The organism is Pandoraea morbifera (assembly GCF_902459575.1).
Lineage (GTDB): Bacteria > Pseudomonadota > Gammaproteobacteria > Burkholderiales > Burkholderiaceae > Pandoraea > Pandoraea morbifera.
Window position 1 is genome coordinate 375,087 of the sequence record NZ_CABPSD010000002.1, and the last position, 16,148, is coordinate 391,234.

At 65.4% G+C, this 16,148-nt stretch carries 14 protein-coding genes; 7 read left to right on the forward strand and 7 right to left on the reverse strand.

What is annotated here, in order from left to right; all coding sequences use genetic code 11:
- Window positions 1–14 precede the first annotated feature (14 nt).
- Together PMO31116_RS05130 and PMO31116_RS05135 are read right to left on the reverse strand one after the other, a co-directional pair.
- Window positions 15–1,247, reverse strand: a complete 1,233-nt coding sequence (locus tag PMO31116_RS05130; RefSeq protein WP_150565771.1) for a diaminopropionate ammonia-lyase — start codon at window positions 1,245–1,247, stop codon at window positions 15–17.
- A gap of 53 nt (window positions 1,248–1,300) precedes the next feature.
- The gene (locus tag PMO31116_RS05135; protein ID WP_150565772.1) at window positions 1,301–2,557 is read right to left on the reverse strand and encodes a Zn-dependent hydrolase; all 1,257 of its coding nucleotides are present in this window, start codon (window positions 2,555–2,557) and stop codon (window positions 1,301–1,303) included.
- Between the two features lie 138 nt (window positions 2,558–2,695).
- On the opposite strand from PMO31116_RS05135, the gene PMO31116_RS05140 reads away from it, so the two are divergent.
- Window positions 2,696–3,172 (forward strand): Lrp/AsnC family transcriptional regulator, encoded by a 477-nt coding sequence (locus PMO31116_RS05140; protein ID WP_145862842.1) that lies wholly within the window; start codon window positions 2,696–2,698, stop codon window positions 3,170–3,172.
- Between the two features lie 15 nt (window positions 3,173–3,187).
- On the opposite strand, the gene PMO31116_RS05145 is transcribed toward PMO31116_RS05140, so the two are convergent.
- The 3 genes from PMO31116_RS05145 to PMO31116_RS05155 all read right to left on the reverse strand — a co-directional run bounded on the left by PMO31116_RS05145 (window position 3,188) and on the right by PMO31116_RS05155 (window position 5,849).
- Window positions 3,188–3,883, reverse strand: coding sequence for an HD domain-containing protein (locus PMO31116_RS05145; protein ID WP_150565773.1), 696 nt, complete (start codon window positions 3,881–3,883; stop codon window positions 3,188–3,190).
- A gap of 265 nt (window positions 3,884–4,148) precedes the next feature.
- Entirely contained in the window at window positions 4,149–4,655 is a 507-nt protein-coding gene (locus tag PMO31116_RS05150; protein ID WP_150565774.1) for a single-stranded DNA-binding protein, read from the reverse strand.
- 30 nt (window positions 4,656–4,685) lie between these two features.
- Window positions 4,686–5,849 (reverse strand): MFS transporter, encoded by a 1,164-nt coding sequence (locus PMO31116_RS05155; RefSeq protein ID WP_150565775.1) that lies wholly within the window; start codon window positions 5,847–5,849, stop codon window positions 4,686–4,688.
- A gap of 511 nt (window positions 5,850–6,360) precedes the next feature.
- Here PMO31116_RS05155 and uvrA point away from each other — a divergent pair.
- The 6 genes from uvrA (at window position 6,361) to PMO31116_RS05185 (ending at window position 13,709) form a co-directional block, all read left to right on the forward strand.
- Window positions 6,361–9,225 carry an excinuclease ABC subunit UvrA gene (gene uvrA / locus PMO31116_RS05160; protein WP_150565776.1) on the forward strand — a complete coding sequence of 955 codons (2,865 nt, stop codon included), beginning with the start codon at window positions 6,361–6,363 and terminating at the stop codon, window positions 9,223–9,225.
- Window positions 9,226–9,267: 42 nt separating this feature from the next.
- The gene (locus PMO31116_RS05165) at window positions 9,268–10,296 is read left to right on the forward strand and encodes an AI-2E family transporter (RefSeq protein WP_150565777.1); all 1,029 of its coding nucleotides are present in this window, start codon (window positions 9,268–9,270) and stop codon (window positions 10,294–10,296) included.
- Window positions 10,297–10,437: 141 nt separating this feature from the next.
- Entirely contained in the window at window positions 10,438–11,115 is a 678-nt protein-coding gene (locus PMO31116_RS05170; RefSeq protein WP_150565778.1) for a helix-turn-helix transcriptional regulator, read from the forward strand.
- Window positions 11,112–12,092 (forward strand): threo-3-hydroxy-L-aspartate ammonia-lyase, encoded by a 981-nt coding sequence (locus tag PMO31116_RS05175; RefSeq protein ID WP_150565779.1) that lies wholly within the window; start codon window positions 11,112–11,114, stop codon window positions 12,090–12,092. Before PMO31116_RS05170 ends, PMO31116_RS05175 begins: the two co-directional genes overlap by 4 nt.
- On the forward strand, window positions 12,089–12,487 hold the full coding sequence (locus PMO31116_RS05180; protein WP_150565780.1) for a RidA family protein: 399 nt from the start codon (window positions 12,089–12,091) through the stop codon (window positions 12,485–12,487). The genes PMO31116_RS05175 and PMO31116_RS05180 overlap by 4 nt, the downstream gene beginning before the upstream one ends.
- A gap of 226 nt (window positions 12,488–12,713) precedes the next feature.
- Window positions 12,714–13,709 carry a hypothetical protein gene (locus PMO31116_RS05185; protein WP_150565781.1) on the forward strand — a complete coding sequence of 332 codons (996 nt, stop codon included), beginning with the start codon at window positions 12,714–12,716 and terminating at the stop codon, window positions 13,707–13,709.
- Between the two features lie 33 nt (window positions 13,710–13,742).
- Here PMO31116_RS05185 and PMO31116_RS05190 read toward each other — a convergent pair whose 3' ends face one another.
- Both PMO31116_RS05190 and PMO31116_RS05195 read right to left on the reverse strand, forming a co-directional pair.
- On the reverse strand, window positions 13,743–14,291 hold the full coding sequence (locus PMO31116_RS05190; protein WP_150565782.1) for a phosphonate degradation HD-domain oxygenase: 549 nt from the start codon (window positions 14,289–14,291) through the stop codon (window positions 13,743–13,745).
- Window positions 14,251–16,044 (reverse strand): Na/Pi cotransporter family protein, encoded by a 1,794-nt coding sequence (locus PMO31116_RS05195; protein WP_150565783.1) that lies wholly within the window; start codon window positions 16,042–16,044, stop codon window positions 14,251–14,253. Before PMO31116_RS05195 ends, PMO31116_RS05190 begins: the two co-directional genes overlap by 41 nt.
- Between the last annotated feature and the right edge of the window lie 104 nt (window positions 16,045–16,148).

A 16,148-nucleotide genomic window follows, 5' to 3' on the forward strand; every position in this document is an offset into this window, starting at 1 on the left:
TCCGATGGCGCCGTTCAGCGCGCCATCCATGCCTGCTGACGTCCGGCGACCGACGCGGCCGTCTCGCCGACGAGTTCCGCGTAGACGGACGGCGCCGTCGCACCCTCGGTGCTGATGAGCAACACGCGCGATTGCGCCGTCAGGCCGATCGCCGACGCGATGGTGGGGGTTGCCGCCGCCCGGATCAGTCCGGCCAGCCCCGCCGCCCCCGACTCGCCTGCCACGAAAGGCACGTCGTGCTCGCTGCCGCGCGCCAGACGCCGCATGGCCTCGACCGCCTGCGCATCGGTCACGGTCATGAAGGCATCGACCGACGGCTGGAGGAATCGCCACGCGAGCGGCGACGTCTCACCGCAAGCCAATCCCGCCATGACCGAGTCGACGGAACCCGACGCCGACGCCGCGCGCCCCGAGATCGCACTCTGATACAGGCAGTCGGCCTGCTCAGGTTCCACCACCACGAAGGTCGGGCGCCACGCGCCCCAACGCTCCCAAAGATAACTCACGATACCGGCCGCCAGTCCGCCCACGCCACCTTGCAGAAAGACGTGCGTGACCGGGCAGGCATCGTCCGCCGGCGAAGCCGTCGCGATCAACGCCTCGACGACTTCCGCCACCACCGTTGCGTAGCCTTGCATGACATCGCGCGGGATCGCCTCGTAGCCATCGTATGACGTATCCGATACGACATGCCAGCCATGACGCGTGGCGAGCGCCGCCGCCGTCTCCACCGACGCATCGTAATTCCCGGCAATGCGCACGATCTCGGCGCCATGGGCGGCGATGGCCTGCTCGCGCTCGTCGCTCACGTGCGCATGCAGCACGATCACGCAACGGCAGCCGATGCTCTGCGCCGCCGCAGCCAGCGCGCGGCCGTGATTGCCGTCCGTCGCGCTAATGACGGTGACGCCGGCGAGCGCCGCGCGGTGCTCGCCGGCGAGCAGGGAGCGCGCGGTGAAGTGGCTCCCCGCGAACTCCCGCAGCAACAGGCGCACGAGGGCGATCGGCGCACCGAGCGCCTTGAAGCTGCCCAGCGGCGAGCGCAGCGCTTCGTCCTTCACAAGCACGCTGCGCACGCCGAGCGAGGCCGCGAGATCGGGCAGCGCACGCAGCGGCGTGCTTCCGGGCGCGAGGCCCTGCCAGTGCGAAAGCCATTCGCGGCTTTGCTGCGCACGCGCGATGCTCATGATGTCCTGAAGATCCGCGGGATATGGCGCACGCGTGGCATGCGGGTTGACGTAAAACATGGGGGGCTCCGGAAAATTCGGTGTAGCGGCGCGGGCTTGGGTGCGCGGTGGGATTACGTCGTCGCGCCCAGACGTTGTGCGACGACGTCGAGCAGGACTTGCGCGCCGCGCACAAGCTGATCGTCGTCGGTATGCTCGCGCGGGTTGTGGCTGATGCCGCCGCGGCTCGGCACGAAAATCATCGCCGCCGGCGCGATCCTCGCCATCATTTGCGCGTCGTGCCCCGCGCCCGAGGTCATGCGCCGATACGAAAAGCCGCGACGCTTCGTGCACGTCTCGATGACGTCCGTCAGCCCGGCGTCGAAAACGACGGGTGAGAAGCGTGCGAGACGCTTCGTCGAAATGCGCACGCCCTCCTGCCCGGCAATCGTCGCGAGATACGCGGCGAAGCGGGCCTCGCCAGCAGCCAGGCGTTGCTCGTCCGGATCGCGCATGTCGACCGTGAAGACCGCTTTGCGCGGAATGACATTGACGACGCCCGGCTCCACTCTGAACGTGCCGACGGTGGCGAGCGTCGTGCCGGCGTCGACGGCGATGCGTCGCAGCTCGGCGACGGCGGCGGCGGCGACGTAACCTGCATCGTGGCGCAGGTGCGTCGGCGTCGTCCCCGCGTGATTCGCATTGCCGTGGACCGTCACCTGCTGCCATGAAATGCCCTGCAGGTTTTCCACCACGCCGATTTCCAACCCCTCCGCTTCGAGGATCGGACCCTGCTCGATATGCAGTTCGAGATACTCGTGCGGCACCAGCGTGCCCGGTACCATTTCGCCCGCGTAGCCGATGCGCACGAGTTCGTCGCCCAGACGCGCGCCGTCAGTGCCGATGGCGTCGAGCGCTTCATCGAGAGGCAAGCCGCCCGCATGCACCAGCGACCCCATCATGTCGGGATGAAAGCGGGCACCCTCCTCGTTCGTGAATGCCGCCACCGTGATCGGACGAGACGGCACGATGCCGGCATCGCGAAAGGCGCGCGCGACCGCGAGGCCACCCAGTACTCCGTAGCAGCCGTCGAGCGCACCGGCGTTGACCACGGTGTCGATGTGCGACCCCATCATGAGCGGGCGCGCCGTCGGATTCGACGACGCCAGCGTGCCGAAGATGTTGCCGATACGGTCGATCTGCACGTCGAGATCAAGTTCGCGCATCCAGGCGACGACCTGATCGCGGCCCGCTTTTTCGTCGTCGGTCAGCGCCACGCGAGTGCGCCCGCCCGCCACGGGATCGGCGCCGATCTCCCCGAGCTCGCGAAGTTGCTGCAACAGGCGCGCGCCATTGAGTTCGAGCGTGCCGGAAGGATTCGTCTGGGGCATGGGAAAGTCTCGGGTGTCGCGCTCGTCGATGGGAGTGTCGACGCTGGCGGAGTATCATCGTCAAGCCTGAATAATATTCCGCGGCATGCGTACGATTTTCGCGTTTTGTCGCCTGCAATCGAATTTTTATTGCGCACCATGAGCCTCGACAGTTACGACATCGCCCTGCTCGCGGCGATTCAGCAGGACGCCACGACACCGCAGCACGCGCTCGGCGCGCGGGTGAACCTGTCGTCCGCGGCCGTCAACCGACGCCTGAAGAAACTCGCCGACGAAGGTGTGACGTGCGGTACCGCCTCGCGCATCGATCCGGCGAGCGTCGGCTATCCGCTCACCATCATCACCGAGGTAGAAGTCGAGAACGAGCGGCTCGACCTGCTCGATGCGATGAAGCGCAGTTTCCTGGCGTGCCCGCAGGTCCAACAGTGTTACTACGTCGCGGGCGAGTGCGACTTCGTGGTGATCATGGTGGTCCGGAATATGGCGCAGTACACCGAACTCACCCGCTCGCTCTTTTTCGAGAGCAACAACGTCAAGCGTTTCAAGACGCTCGTCTCGATGAGCAACGTGAAGGTCGGTCTGGAAGTGCCGCTGGACGCGGTTGTCGGGAAGTAGCCGCTTAGGCGGTGCTCATGCCTGCGGCGCAATTTCCTCGCGCAGCGCGTCGACGAAGGCGCGCATGGTGGCGACGCGTCGTTCGGCAATGGCCCGCGCGGCCGGCGTGAGGAGGCCGTCGACCAGTCGGAAGAGTTTCGTCTCGAAGTGATCGAGCGCATAGCGGCGGTCGTCGAGCGGGCGTTGCGCGGCGAACGGGTCCAGGGGTGCGTACAGGCGCGAGCCCATGCGGCCGGCCACGTAGAACGTGCGCGCAATGCCGATGGCGCCGATCGCATCGAGCCGGTCGGCATCGCGCAGCACCTGGGCTTCGAACGAGCGAGGCGTGATCCCGGCCGAAAAGCTGTGCGCCTCGATCACATGCGCCGTGGCGTCGATGCGCGCCGCCTCCCAACCCATCGCGTGCAGGACCGCGCTTGCCTTGTCGGCGGACAACCGCGACGCCAACGCGCGACGCGGATCGTGCTTCTCCACCGGCACGCAATCGTGCAAGACCGTAGCCACGGCAAGCATCTCGAGATCGGCGGCCCGGGCGCTCGCCGCAATCTCCTTCACAAGCTTCCAGACGCGAATCAGATGCGAGGCATCGTGGGCGCCATCAGGCGTGCCATCGGGCGAACCGTCGGCTTGCGGATCCTGCGTGTTGATGCCCAGCGCGTCGAGGACGGCGGCAATGGTTGTCTCGAACGGGGCAAAGGCGTGCGCAAGCATGGCGGTGAAACGGCTGACGAGGGAATGCCCTCGATTCTACCGGTCATCGACTTCGCCATGCCGGCAGACACTGCGCGTCTTCGCGTGTGGCACGAGAAGCCTCGGACGTGCGGGGACCGCAGCCGCTTCGCCCAAGCCGACGCAAACGCTCACCGTAACCGGCGTGACGCCCGGGGTCGCGCCCTCGGACGTCGTCCCACAAACAAAAAGCCCGTATCCGGACGGGATACGGGCCTCTCGCAATTCTCACGGACTAGTCTGGCGGTCAGAACGGAATATCGTCGTCCATGTCGTCGAAACCGCCGGACGGCTTGGCCGGCGCCTGCTGACGGCCACCGCCACCACCACCGCCACGCGAATAGCCACCGCCACCGCCGCCGCCCTCGTCGCCACCACCGCGCGAGTAGCCGCCACCGCCGCCACCTTCACCGCCGCCGCTGCGGCCACCGAGCATCTGCATCTGGTCCGCCACGATTTCCGTGCTGTAACGGTCCGTGCCGTCCTGCGCCTGGTACTTGCGCGTGCGGATACGGCCTTCGATATACACCGACGAGCCCTTCTTCAGGTACTCATTGACGATTTCCGCGAGCCGGCCGAAGAACGACACGCGGTGCCATTCCGTCATTTCCTTGAACTCGCCGGACTGCTTGTCCTTGTATCGGTCGGTCGTGGCCAGGCGGATGTTCGCGACCGCATCGCCGCTCGGCATGTAGCGGACTTCGGGGTCGGCGCCAAGGTTGCCGACCAGGATCACTTTGTTGACTGATGCCATAAATCTTTCTCCGGTATTGCTGAAATCCGTTCAGGATTGACGAGGCGCTGGCGTCCTCATCGGTGCGGCGATTATAAGCCACACCAAAACCCCGGCCGCACAGGTCATGAAGATTGCGTTTTGTCCGAAGTGGGTCATCAGATACCCCCCAAGCGCGCCACCGGTGAACAATCCGAGTGCCTGGGTCGTATTGTAGACGCCCACCGCCGCGCCCTTGCGCTGCCCCGGCGCCAGCTTCGACACCAGCGACGGCTGCGACGCCTCGAGCACATTGAAGCCCAGAAAGTACACGAACAGCACCCCGGCGATCACGCCCACCGTCGGCGGCAACTCGCCCAACGCCACCTGCGCCACCGCCACCAGCGCGATCGCCGAGAGCAGCACCGCCTTCATCTTGCCGCGCTTTTCCGCCGCAATGATCGCCGGCACCATCGCCACGAACGACAGCCCCATGACCGGCAAATAGACCTCCCAGTGCTGCGCCACCGGCAAGCCCGCCGCGACGAGCATGCGCGGCATCGCCACGAACAGCGCGGTCTGCGTGGCGTGCAGGATGAACACACCGAAGTTCAGGCGCAACAGCTCGGGGTTGTGGAGCACCTCCGAGAACGGCGCCGGTCCCGCCTTCGGATGGGCCGGCGGCGTGGGCACGACCCACAGCACGACGAAGATCGCCAGTACCGCCAGAATGCCAATGGCCGAGAACAGCCCGCTCATGCCGAGCCAGTGATACAGGAACGGCGCGCAGACGATCGCCACGGCGAACGAGATTCCAATGCTCCCGCCGATCATCGCCATCGCCTTGGTGCGGTTGGCGTCGCTCGTGAGGTCCGCCACACAGGCCATGACCGCCGACGAAATCGCCCCCGCCCCCTGAATCGCCCGACCAACGATGATCCACGTCAGATCGTGCGCCATCGCCGCCACCAGCGACCCGATGGCAAACACGATCAGCCCGAAGACAATGACGGGCTTGCGCCCCAGTCGGTCGGACGCCCAGCCGTACGGAATGTAAAGCAGCGACTGCGTCAGACCATAGATGCCGATGGCCAGTCCCACGAGAAACGTGTTGTTGCCGCCCGGCAGGGTCTGCGCGAACACGGAGAACACCGGCATGATGAGAAACAGGCCGAGCATGCGCAGCGCGAAGATCCCCGCGAGCGACGCACTCGCGCGCACTTCTAGCGGGGTCATGCGGCCCCCTCGGCCGCGTGTCGAGGCAGGAGAAGCGGAAGTCACGGAATCGGTAGACATTACGTCCTGAGAGATGGAAAAAGCGCTCGCCGGATGGGTTTCGCTATCAGTTTGGCTGTCGAGCCGCCTCGGCACCGTCCGATGTTCGCGGCCCCGGGCGCCGTGTCAGCCGTCCGTGCGGCGCAAGCATCGCACCCAAGCCGGCGACCGGTCCGAGCCTCTGGATTTCGGGCGGTTCGTCCCCATCTGAGTCGCTGGCCGTTGTGCCGTGCGAGACAGCCCGTCAGCCGGTTCAGCCCTGGCAATCAAACTTAGGTATATTAGCAGGTTTAGCCGCCCGGATTTCCCCCCAGCGGCCCGCCCGACCGCTCCCGCCGCCTGCCGCGTCGACGCCCGGCCAATGCCGCGTGGACATGGCGCGACGTCCCGGGAAATTCGGACTCTTGGGGGCCGGAAACCGCCCCGCGACAATTCGCCGCGCGGATTCCTCGGCGACGACCCGGAACCGTCAATGGAAACCATTCGTATTCGTGGGGCACGCACCCACAACCTCAAGAACGTCAATCTCGACCTGCCGCGTCACCAGCTGGTCGTGATCACTGGCCTGTCCGGCTCCGGCAAGTCGTCGCTCGCCTTCGACACGCTCTACGCGGAAGGTCAGCGCCGCTATGTCGAGAGCCTTTCGGCGTATGCCCGTCAGTTCCTGCAACTGATGGAAAAGCCGGATGTCGACCTCATCGAGGGCCTCTCGCCCGCGATTTCCATCGAACAGAAGGCCACGTCGCACAATCCGCGCTCGACGGTCGGCACCGTCACGGAAATCCACGATTACCTGCGCCTGCTGTACGCCCGCGTGGGCACGCCCTACTGCCCCGATCATGGCCTGCCGCTCGAATCGCAGAGCGTCTCGCAGATGGTCGACGCCGTGCTCGCGCTGCCCGAAGACACCAAGCTCATGATCCTCGCGCCGATCGTCGTCGATCGCAAAGGGGAACATGCGGACCTGTTCGATTCGATGCAGGCGCAAGGCTTCGTGCGCTTTCGCATTCGGTCGGGTGGCGGCGCGGCAAACGAGGGCACCGCACGCGTCTACGACATCGACGCGCTGCCCAAGCTCAAGAAGACGGAGAAGCATTCGATCGACGTGGTGATCGACCGCGTGAAGGTGCGCGCCGATCTCAAGCAACGTCTTGCGGAGTCGTTCGAGACGGCACTGCGTCTGGCCGACGGACGCGCCGTCGCGCTCGAGATGGACACCGACAAGGAGCACGTCTTCAGCTCCAAGTTCGCCTGCCCGGTGTGCTCGTATTCGCTCCAGGAGCTCGAGCCGCGCCTGTTCTCGTTCAACAACCCGATGGGCGCCTGCCCGACCTGCGACGGTCTGGGACAGATGACGTTCTTCGACCCGAAACGGGTCGTGGCCTTCCCCGCGCTCTCGCTCGCTTCCGGCGCGATCAAGGGCTGGGATCGTCGCAATCAGTTCTACTTCCAGATGCTGCAAAGCCTGGCGGCGTTCTACGACTTCGACGTCGACACGCCGTTCGAGGACTTGCCCGAGGCCACGCAGAAGATCGTGCTGTACGGCTCCGGCGAGCAGGAGATCCCGTTCACCTACGTGAACGAGAAGGGCCGCACGTCGGTGCGCTCGCATGCGTTCGAAGGCATCATCCCGAATCTGGAGCGCCGCTATCGCGAGACCGACTCGGTCGCCGTGCGCGAGGAGCTCGCCAAGTACCAGAACAACCGGGCCTGCCCCGATTGCGAGGGCAGTCGCCTGCGCCGCGAGGCGCGCTTCGTCAAGGTCGGCGAAGACAAGCAGGCTCGCGCCATCTACGAGATCGGCAACCTGCCGCTGCGCGACGCACTCGGCTATTTCCACGAGCTGGTGCTGCATGGCGCCAAGCGCGAGATCGCCGACAAGATCGTGAAGGAAATCGTGGCGCGGCTCTCGTTCCTGAACAACGTCGGACTGGACTACCTGTCGCTCGAGCGCAGCGCCGACACGCTCTCGGGCGGCGAAGCGCAGCGCATTCGTCTCGCATCGCAGATCGGGTCCGGCCTCACAGGCGTGATGTACGTGCTGGACGAACCCTCGATCGGGCTGCACCAGCGTGACAACGACCGCCTCATCGGCACGCTCAAGCACCTGCGCGACCTCGGCAACTCGGTCATCGTGGTGGAGCACGACGAGGACATGATTCTCGCGAGCGACTACGTCGTCGACATGGGACTCGGCGCCGGCATTCACGGCGGGAAAGTGATCGCGCAAGGCAGCCCCGCGCAGATCGAAAGCGCGCCGGAATCGCTCACCGGGCAGTACCTGTCGGGCGCGCGCCGCATCGAAGTGCCAGCCGAGCGACATGCCCCCGGCGAGGACCACCTGCGCATCGTCGACGCCACGGGGAACAACCTCAAGCACGTCAATCTGGATCTGCCGGTCGGTCTGCTCACCTGCGTGACGGGCGTTTCCGGATCGGGCAAGTCGACGCTGATCAACGATACGCTTTACCACGCCGTCGCGCGCCATCTCTACGGGTCGTCGGCCGAGCCGGCACCGTACGAACAGATCGATGGACTCGAGCACTTCGACAAGGTCATCAATGTCGACCAGTCCCCGATCGGCCGCACGCCGCGCTCGAACCCGGCCACGTACACGGGCGTTTTCACGCCGATTCGCGAGCTCTTCGCGGGCGTGCCCGCCGCCAAGGAACGCGGTTACGATCCGGGCCGCTTCTCGTTCAACGTGAAGGGCGGGCGTTGCGAGGCCTGTCAGGGCGACGGCGTCATCAAGGTCGAAATGCACTTCCTGCCGGACGTGTACGTGCCCTGCGACGTCTGCCACGGCAAGCGCTACAACCGCGAAACGCTCGAAGTGCAGTACAAGGGCCGCAACATCTCGGAAGTCCTCGACATGACGGTCGAGCAGGCGCACGAGTTCTTCAAGCCGGTGCCGGTCGTGGCGCGCAAGCTCAAGACACTGCTCGACGTAGGCCTGGGCTACATTCGACTGGGCCAGTCGGCCACCACGCTCTCGGGCGGCGAAGCACAGCGCGTGAAGCTCTCGCTCGAACTCTCCAAGCGCGATACGGGCCGCACGCTGTACATCCTTGACGAACCGACTACTGGACTGCATTTTCACGACATCGAACTGCTCCTCACCGTGATTCATCGCCTGCGCGACCAGGGCAATACGGTCGTCATCATCGAGCACAATCTCGACGTGATCAAAACGGCAGACTGGGTGATCGATCTCGGCCCCGAAGGCGGTGCGGGGGGCGGGCAGATCATCGCGCAGGGCACGCCCGAACAAGTGGCTGCCAACAAGGCCAGTTTCACCGGGAAGTATCTCGCCCCGCTGCTCGCGCGAACGAAGTGAGCCGCGCCATCACGACGAAGCGCTTATAAAGGACGTCATTGCATGGAATCGCGATCTGGCTGGAATCCGGACCGGAATTTCTGGGTCGAACTGGCGAGCTACGTATTCGCCGCCGTGGGCCTGTGGCTCATTCTCGGCATCCATCTGCTCTCGGTAGTGCTCGCGGGCATGGTGGTCTATCAGCTCGTGCACGTGCTCAGCCCGCGCCTGCAACTGCGCATCTCCAGCGATTGGGCGCGGCTGGCCGCCGTGGCGCTGCTCTCGGCCGTCATCGTGGCGCTGATGACCGCGCTCATCTTCGGGATCATTGCCTTTTTCCGCAACGACGCCGGGCATCTCGAGCACATCAACGGCCGCATGATGGACGCGCTCGAACAGGCGCGCAGCCAACTGCCCGCGTGGGTGACGGCGCGGCTTCCCGCCGATACCGACGACATCCACCAGGCCATCACGGGGTATCTCAAGGATCACACTCAGGAGATGTCGCTGGTCGGCAAGGAAGCGCTCAACGCGATGGTGCACATTATCGTCGGGCTCGTACTCGGCGCGCTCGTGGCACTCTCGTCGGTGCGCCCCGTCCAGCACATGCGCCCGCTGGCCGCAGCGCTCACGCGCCGCGTCACGCTGTTCGGCGACGCCTTTCGCCGCATCGTGTTCGCGCAGGTGAAGATCTCGGCCATCAATACGCTCTTTACCGGCATCTTCCTGCTCGCGGTGCTGCCGATGTTCGGCGTTCACCTGCCGCTGCGCAAGACGATGATCATCGTGACCTTCGTGGTCGGGCTGTTGCCGGTCATCGGCAACCTCATCTCGAATACGTTCATCGTGGTGCTGGGGCTGTCGATGTCGCTTTACGTGGCGATCGGAGCGCTCGTGTTCCTGATCGTCATCCACAAGCTCGAGTACTTCCTGAATGCGCGCATCGTCGGCACCCAGATCCAGTCGCGCGCATGGGAGTTGCTGCTCGCGATGATCGTGATGGAGGCAGCGTTCGGTCTGCCCGGACTCATCGCCGCGCCCATCTATTACGGCTACCTCAAGAGCGAGCTCGCCGACAAACAACTCGTCTGAGACGAACGCCCGTGCGTCGCCCGACCCCTTAGTGCCTGGCGCAATCTCGCGATTGCGCCAGGCAGCGGGTCAGGACGGTCCACGGGCGTTTTTTCCGCCCTGGATTTGACATTTCGTCACTTAATGACATAATGTCAAATCATGAAATCCACCAAATCCATTGTCGGCGCGGGCAAGCTCGACGAAAACGCGCTGCTGCTGCGCGAGGGGCGCAAGATCGTCGAGGCACTCGGGCAGACGTTCGCGCCGCTCGTCGAGGTGGTGCTGCACGACCTGACCGATCCGGACAACGCAGTCGTGGCCATCGCCAACAATTTGTCGGGTCGCCAACCCGGTGACGCGGTCACCGAAATGGGCCTCGCCCGGATTGCCGATCCGGCTTTCCCGGAAGTCATCGCCAACTATGCGAACCGGTTTCCCGATGGACGTCCGGCCAAGAGCACGTCCATTGGGCTGAAGAACAGTCGTGGCGAGTACGTCGGCGCGATTTGCCTGAACATGGACATTTCCATGCTCGCCGCCGCAGCGTCCAGCGTGCAGCAACTGGTCAGCGTGTCGGCGCAAACGCCCGCGCCGGTGCGCGAGACGCTCGCCACTCGCCGACTCGACGACATCGCCCCGCTGATTGCCGATTTCGCGGCCCAGCGCAACACGACACCCCTGGGCCTCACGCTGACGCAACGCCGCGAGGCAATCCGTCTCGTCGAAGCGCGCGGCCTGCTCGATCTGCGTCATGCGCATGCGGAAGTCGCGCGTACGCTCGGTGTGGCGCGCTCGACCGTGTACACCTACCTCACCGACCCGAAAGGCGCATCATGACCCCCACCCCGTTGGCGATCACCTACGGCGACGTCGTCGCCGCTCACGACCGGATTCGCGAAGCCGCCCACCGCACGCCCGTGCTCACTTCGCGCACGGCAGACGCCATGACCGGCGCCAGCCTGTTCTTCAAGGCGGAGAACTTCCAGCGCATGGGTGCCTTCAAGTTCCGCGGCGCCTACAACGCGATTTCGCAATTCACCGCCGAGCAGAAGCGGGCCGGCGTGCTGGCGTTCTCGTCGGGCAACCATGCACAGGCCATCGCCTTGTCCGCTCGGGAACTCGGCGTGCCGGCCGTCATCCTGATGCCGCAGGATGCGCCGCAGATGAAGATCGACGCCACTCGCGGCTACGGGGCGGAAGTGATCCTGTACGACCGCTATCAGGAAGATCGCGAAGCCTTGTCGAAGCGCCTGGCGAGCGAGCGCGGCATGACGCTGATCCCCCCCTACGACCATCCGCATGTGATGGCCGGCCAGGGCACGGCGACCAAGGAGCTGATCGAAGATGCCGGCGAGCTCGACACGCTGGTGGTCTGTCTCGGCGGCGGCGGGCTGCTCTCGGGCAGCGCGATCGCCGCGCGTGCGCTCAATCCGAACATCGAGATCTACGGGGTTGAGCCCGAAGCGGGCAACGACGGTCAGCAAAGTTTCCGAAGCGGCGCCATCGTTCACATCGACACGCCGCGAACGATCGCCGACGGCGCGCAAACGCAGCATCTCGGCGCGCTGACCTTTCCCGTGATCCACTCGCTGGTCGACGACATCCTGACCGTGACCGATGACGAACTCGTGCACACGATGCAGTTCTTCGCCAGTCGCATGAAGATCGTCGTCGAACCTACCGGGTGCCTCGCGGCGGCCGCGGTCCTGCAGAAGAAGATCGACGTGCGGGGCAAGCGTGTGGGCGTCCTCCTGTCGGGCGGCAACGTCGACATGGCGCGCTTCGCGAAACTCACGCTCGGGGAGGCCGCATGAGCACGCGCGAACGCGGTATCGAATCGATCAACGCTCCCGCGCTGCAGCCGCCCCGCGGACACTATTCGCACGGCGTTTGCGCGGGGGGCTTCGTGTTCGTGTCGGGACAGTTGCCGATCACCCCCGATGGCGAACGCCTGGTCGATGCCCCCTTCGCCGAGCAGGCGCGGCAGGCGCTGGAGAACGTGGGGGCGATCCTGAACGCGTGCGGCACGAGCGTGAGCCGTCTGGTGCAGGTGCGCGCGTACATCACCAACGTGGACGACTGGGGCGCATTCAACGAGGTCTACGCCGCGTGGGCCGGCAGCGCAAAGCCCGCCCGGGCCGTGGTTCCCGTGCCAGGGCTCAGTCACGGCCTGGCCGTCGAGATCGAGGCGACGGCACTGGCCGGCTGAGGCGCGTCCGAAGGCCGCCCGAAAGTTGAGCGGCAGGCGCGCTGACGGCGCGCGGGGTCGGCGTCAAACGCCAGCCGTTTGGGAGACGGCGCCCCCGCGCGCAAGCCATGTCACAAATCACGGCAGCGGCATGCAAAGGGCGGGATATTTATCTGCGAAGATCCGTCTCAGGGATATCTCATCGCCCCCTTCGCCGATACACCAATCAGCCGATACGCCGCTCACCATGACCGCACCTGCCCCCTCCGCCGCCCAGCCTGCCGCTGAATCGAGCCTTCCGACGCCGCAACGCATCGACGACGAGCCGTTGCGACTTGTCACCAGCTTCAACGACATCTTCGTCGTGATCGCAGCGTGGTTGCTCTCCTTCGGCACGCTATTCCTGACCGGGGGGCTTCCCTCCTGGCTGCAGATGCTGATCGCGACAGCCATCACGTGGGGCCTCTCCGAGATCTTCGTGCGGCGTCGTCGCATGGCCTTGCCCGCGTTGTGCTTCGCCTTCAGTTTCGTGAGCACCGCCGCGTTGCTCGGCTTCGGCAACGCATCGCTCATGCATCAGGGTAGCGAGACGGTGCGGGCCTCGATGAGCCTGTGGACGCTTGCCGCCACCTCCGCGTGCACGCTCCTGGCTGCCGCACTGTACTGGTGGCGGTTCCGCGTTCCCGCCGTCATCGCCATGGGTCTGGCGGGCGTGGTGATCGTTGCGTGGGCGCATGCGCTCGTGCTCGACGAGCAGGCCGTCGGCTGGCTGCTTGTCGCCAACATCGTGGCCGGCCTTGCGATCTTCGTCTGGGCGCTGCGTTGGGACGCACAGGATCCGCAACGCACCACGATCCGCTCGGACGTCGCCTTCTGGCTCCACCTGCTCGCCGCCTGCATGGTCACCCATCCGATCTTCTGGATGCTTGCCCCGCATCATCCGGGCGCCGTGATCGCCGTGTTCCTCGTGCTCACCGCGGTGTCGCTTGCGATCGACCGGCGCGCGCTGATGCTCTCGTCGCTGTTGTACGTGATGAGCGCGATGCTGCGCCTGATGGTCACGCCATCGCCGGTCGGCGGCGATCTTCCGGGACAGTCCTACGACCTCGCGCCAATGTCGCTGCCACTGGTCGCCGTCGTGGTCGGCGGGGCGCTGCTGTTGCTCTCCGTGTTCTGGAAACCCTCGCGCGCCGCGGTGCTGCGCCTGCTGCCTGCGGCGTGGCGGGCGCGTTTGCCGCGCTGACCGGCCCGCGCTTGCGCACCACTCCCCCCACCGCTATTGCAACGTCACACGCGTGAGCACCGCCATGAAGTGATCGAGCGACGGTGTGGCCAGACCGGCCACCTTGGCACGATCGTCCCATCGGCGCAGGCGCAACGCCGCATCGGCATGCTCGCGCTCGAGGAATGCGCGCGCCTGCTCGTCGCTGAACACCCCGCCCTGCAATGTCAGGCTGCGAACGGAGTCCGCGGACAATTGGCCGAAATACGCCGCATCGATGGCACACAGGCATCGCTTGGCGTCCACATGCAGGCGAATCGGATCGAGCACGGCGTCGCCGAACAGCGGCCTCAGAAAAGGCAACGCGTAATACTGGTGCAGATCGTCGATGCCGCGCTCGGTGGGCGTTTCGCCCTGAAGATTGAGCAGATGGCCGAGGTCGTGGAGGAAGCTTGCCGCGACGAGCGCCTCGTCGGCGCCCTCGCTTTCGGCAAGCGCGCCGCATTGCAGCGCGTGCTCCAGTTGGGTGACGGGCTCGCCGCTGTACGCGAGCGAACCGAATTTATCGAACAGGGTGCGGATGTCCGGCAGGCTCAGGGCCATCGTGTGAACTCTCGTTGTCGTCGCGAGATCCGGGGGCGGCTGCCGTCGCGACATCGGCGAGCGCCGCCAGCTTGGACGCCTTCGCTTCCTTGGGCGGCTTGGTCGCATCCTTGGGCTTGTCACGCATGCGGCTCTTGCGCAGCGCGCCGGCGTCGTCGAGCACCGGATAGGCCGTGGAGCAGAACAGCGAGTTGAGACGCTTCATGTCGCTGATGATGTCCAGATGCAGCGAACTCGTCTCAATGCTCTGCACCGACTGGCCCGCCAGCCGATTCAGGTGCGTGTACGAATAGGCACGCTCGAGATCGCGGAAGCTCTCCTTTTCGGCCATCAGGCGCTGCGCGCTCTTGAGATCGGTATTCAGGAACACCGACAGGCCCAGTTGCAGGTTGGTCACCAGACGCGCATGCATGTCGCAGATCTCCTGCAGGCCAGCCTCCGAGAACGACAGCTTGTGCGAGATCTTCTTCTCCTCGACCTCGGTCACCATGCGCTCGATGATGTCACCGGCATGTTCCAGGTTGATCGTGAGCGAGATGATGTCGGTCCAGCGACGGCTGTCCTGCTCGCTCAGGTTCTCGCGCGACACGCGCGTGAGATACAGCTTCACCGCGGTATAGAGATGGTCGACGTCGTCGTCCAGCCGCCGCGTCTCCCTGGCGCGCACCACGTCGTTGCTGCGAATCACGTCGAGCAGACCGTTGAGCATCTGCTCGACGATGTCGCCCATGCGCAACGTTTCGCGCGTGGCGTTGGCCAGCGCGAGCGACGGCATCTCCAGCGCACTTTCGTCAAGATGGCGCGCACGCGTGGTGCCGTCGGCCTCTGGCTTCTCGGCGAGCAGGCGCTCGCAAAGCCGTGCCATCGGTTCGGTGAACGCGAGAAACACCAGGCAGCGAATCAGGTTGTACAACACATGGAAATTGACGACGGCCTGCGCGGGCGCGTCGGAGATCCAGGCCACGAGATGCGGCGCATAGTCGACGAACGGCAGCACCAGCACGCACCCGATCAACTTGAAGATGAGACTACCGAACACCACGCGACGACCCGCGGCGTTCTGCCCTGCCGACGTGAGCATGGCCAGCATGCCGCTGCCCAGATTCGCGCCGATCACCAGGCACAGCGCGACCTTGAGCGAAATCACCCCCGAAGACGCCAGCGTTGCCGTAAGCAGTACCGCCGCCAGACTCGAATACGACACCATCGCAAAGAGCGCGCCGATCAGCGTATCGAGCATCACGTCGCCCGTGAGCGAGCCGAACAACACCTTCACGCCCGCGGCTTCGGTCATCGGCGTGGTCGCCGCCACGATCAGTTGCAACGCGAGAACGATCAGACCGAGCCCGATCGACACGCGCCCGAGCTGGCCCGCGCGCGTCTGCTTGCGCGACAGAAAGAAGATGACGCCAAAGAAGATCAATAGCGGCGAAAGCCAGTGCAGGTCGAACGTCAGCACCCGCGCCATGAGCGCCGTCCCGACGTCGGCCCCCAGCATGATCGACAACGCCGGCGCCAGTGCAATGAGCCCCTGCGCGCCGAATGACGACACGATCAACGCCGTGGCGTTGCTGCTCTGCACGAGGCCCGTGACGAGCACGCCGGCCGCGAAGGCAAGGAAACGGTTGGAAATGCTGTGCGAAAGAATGCGCCGCAGATCGGCGCCGTAGACGCGCAGCACGCCGGTACGCACGATATGCGTACCCCAAATCAGCATCGCCACGCCGGAAAGGAGGTTGAGTAGAGTCAGCATGCCAGTGTTCCGTGATCTTCTTGTCGACGGGACTGGCGACGCCCTGCGCCGCCGGCATGACGCGCCCACTGGTTTGCCAAACCGGCATCCCGCGTCAGTCCATC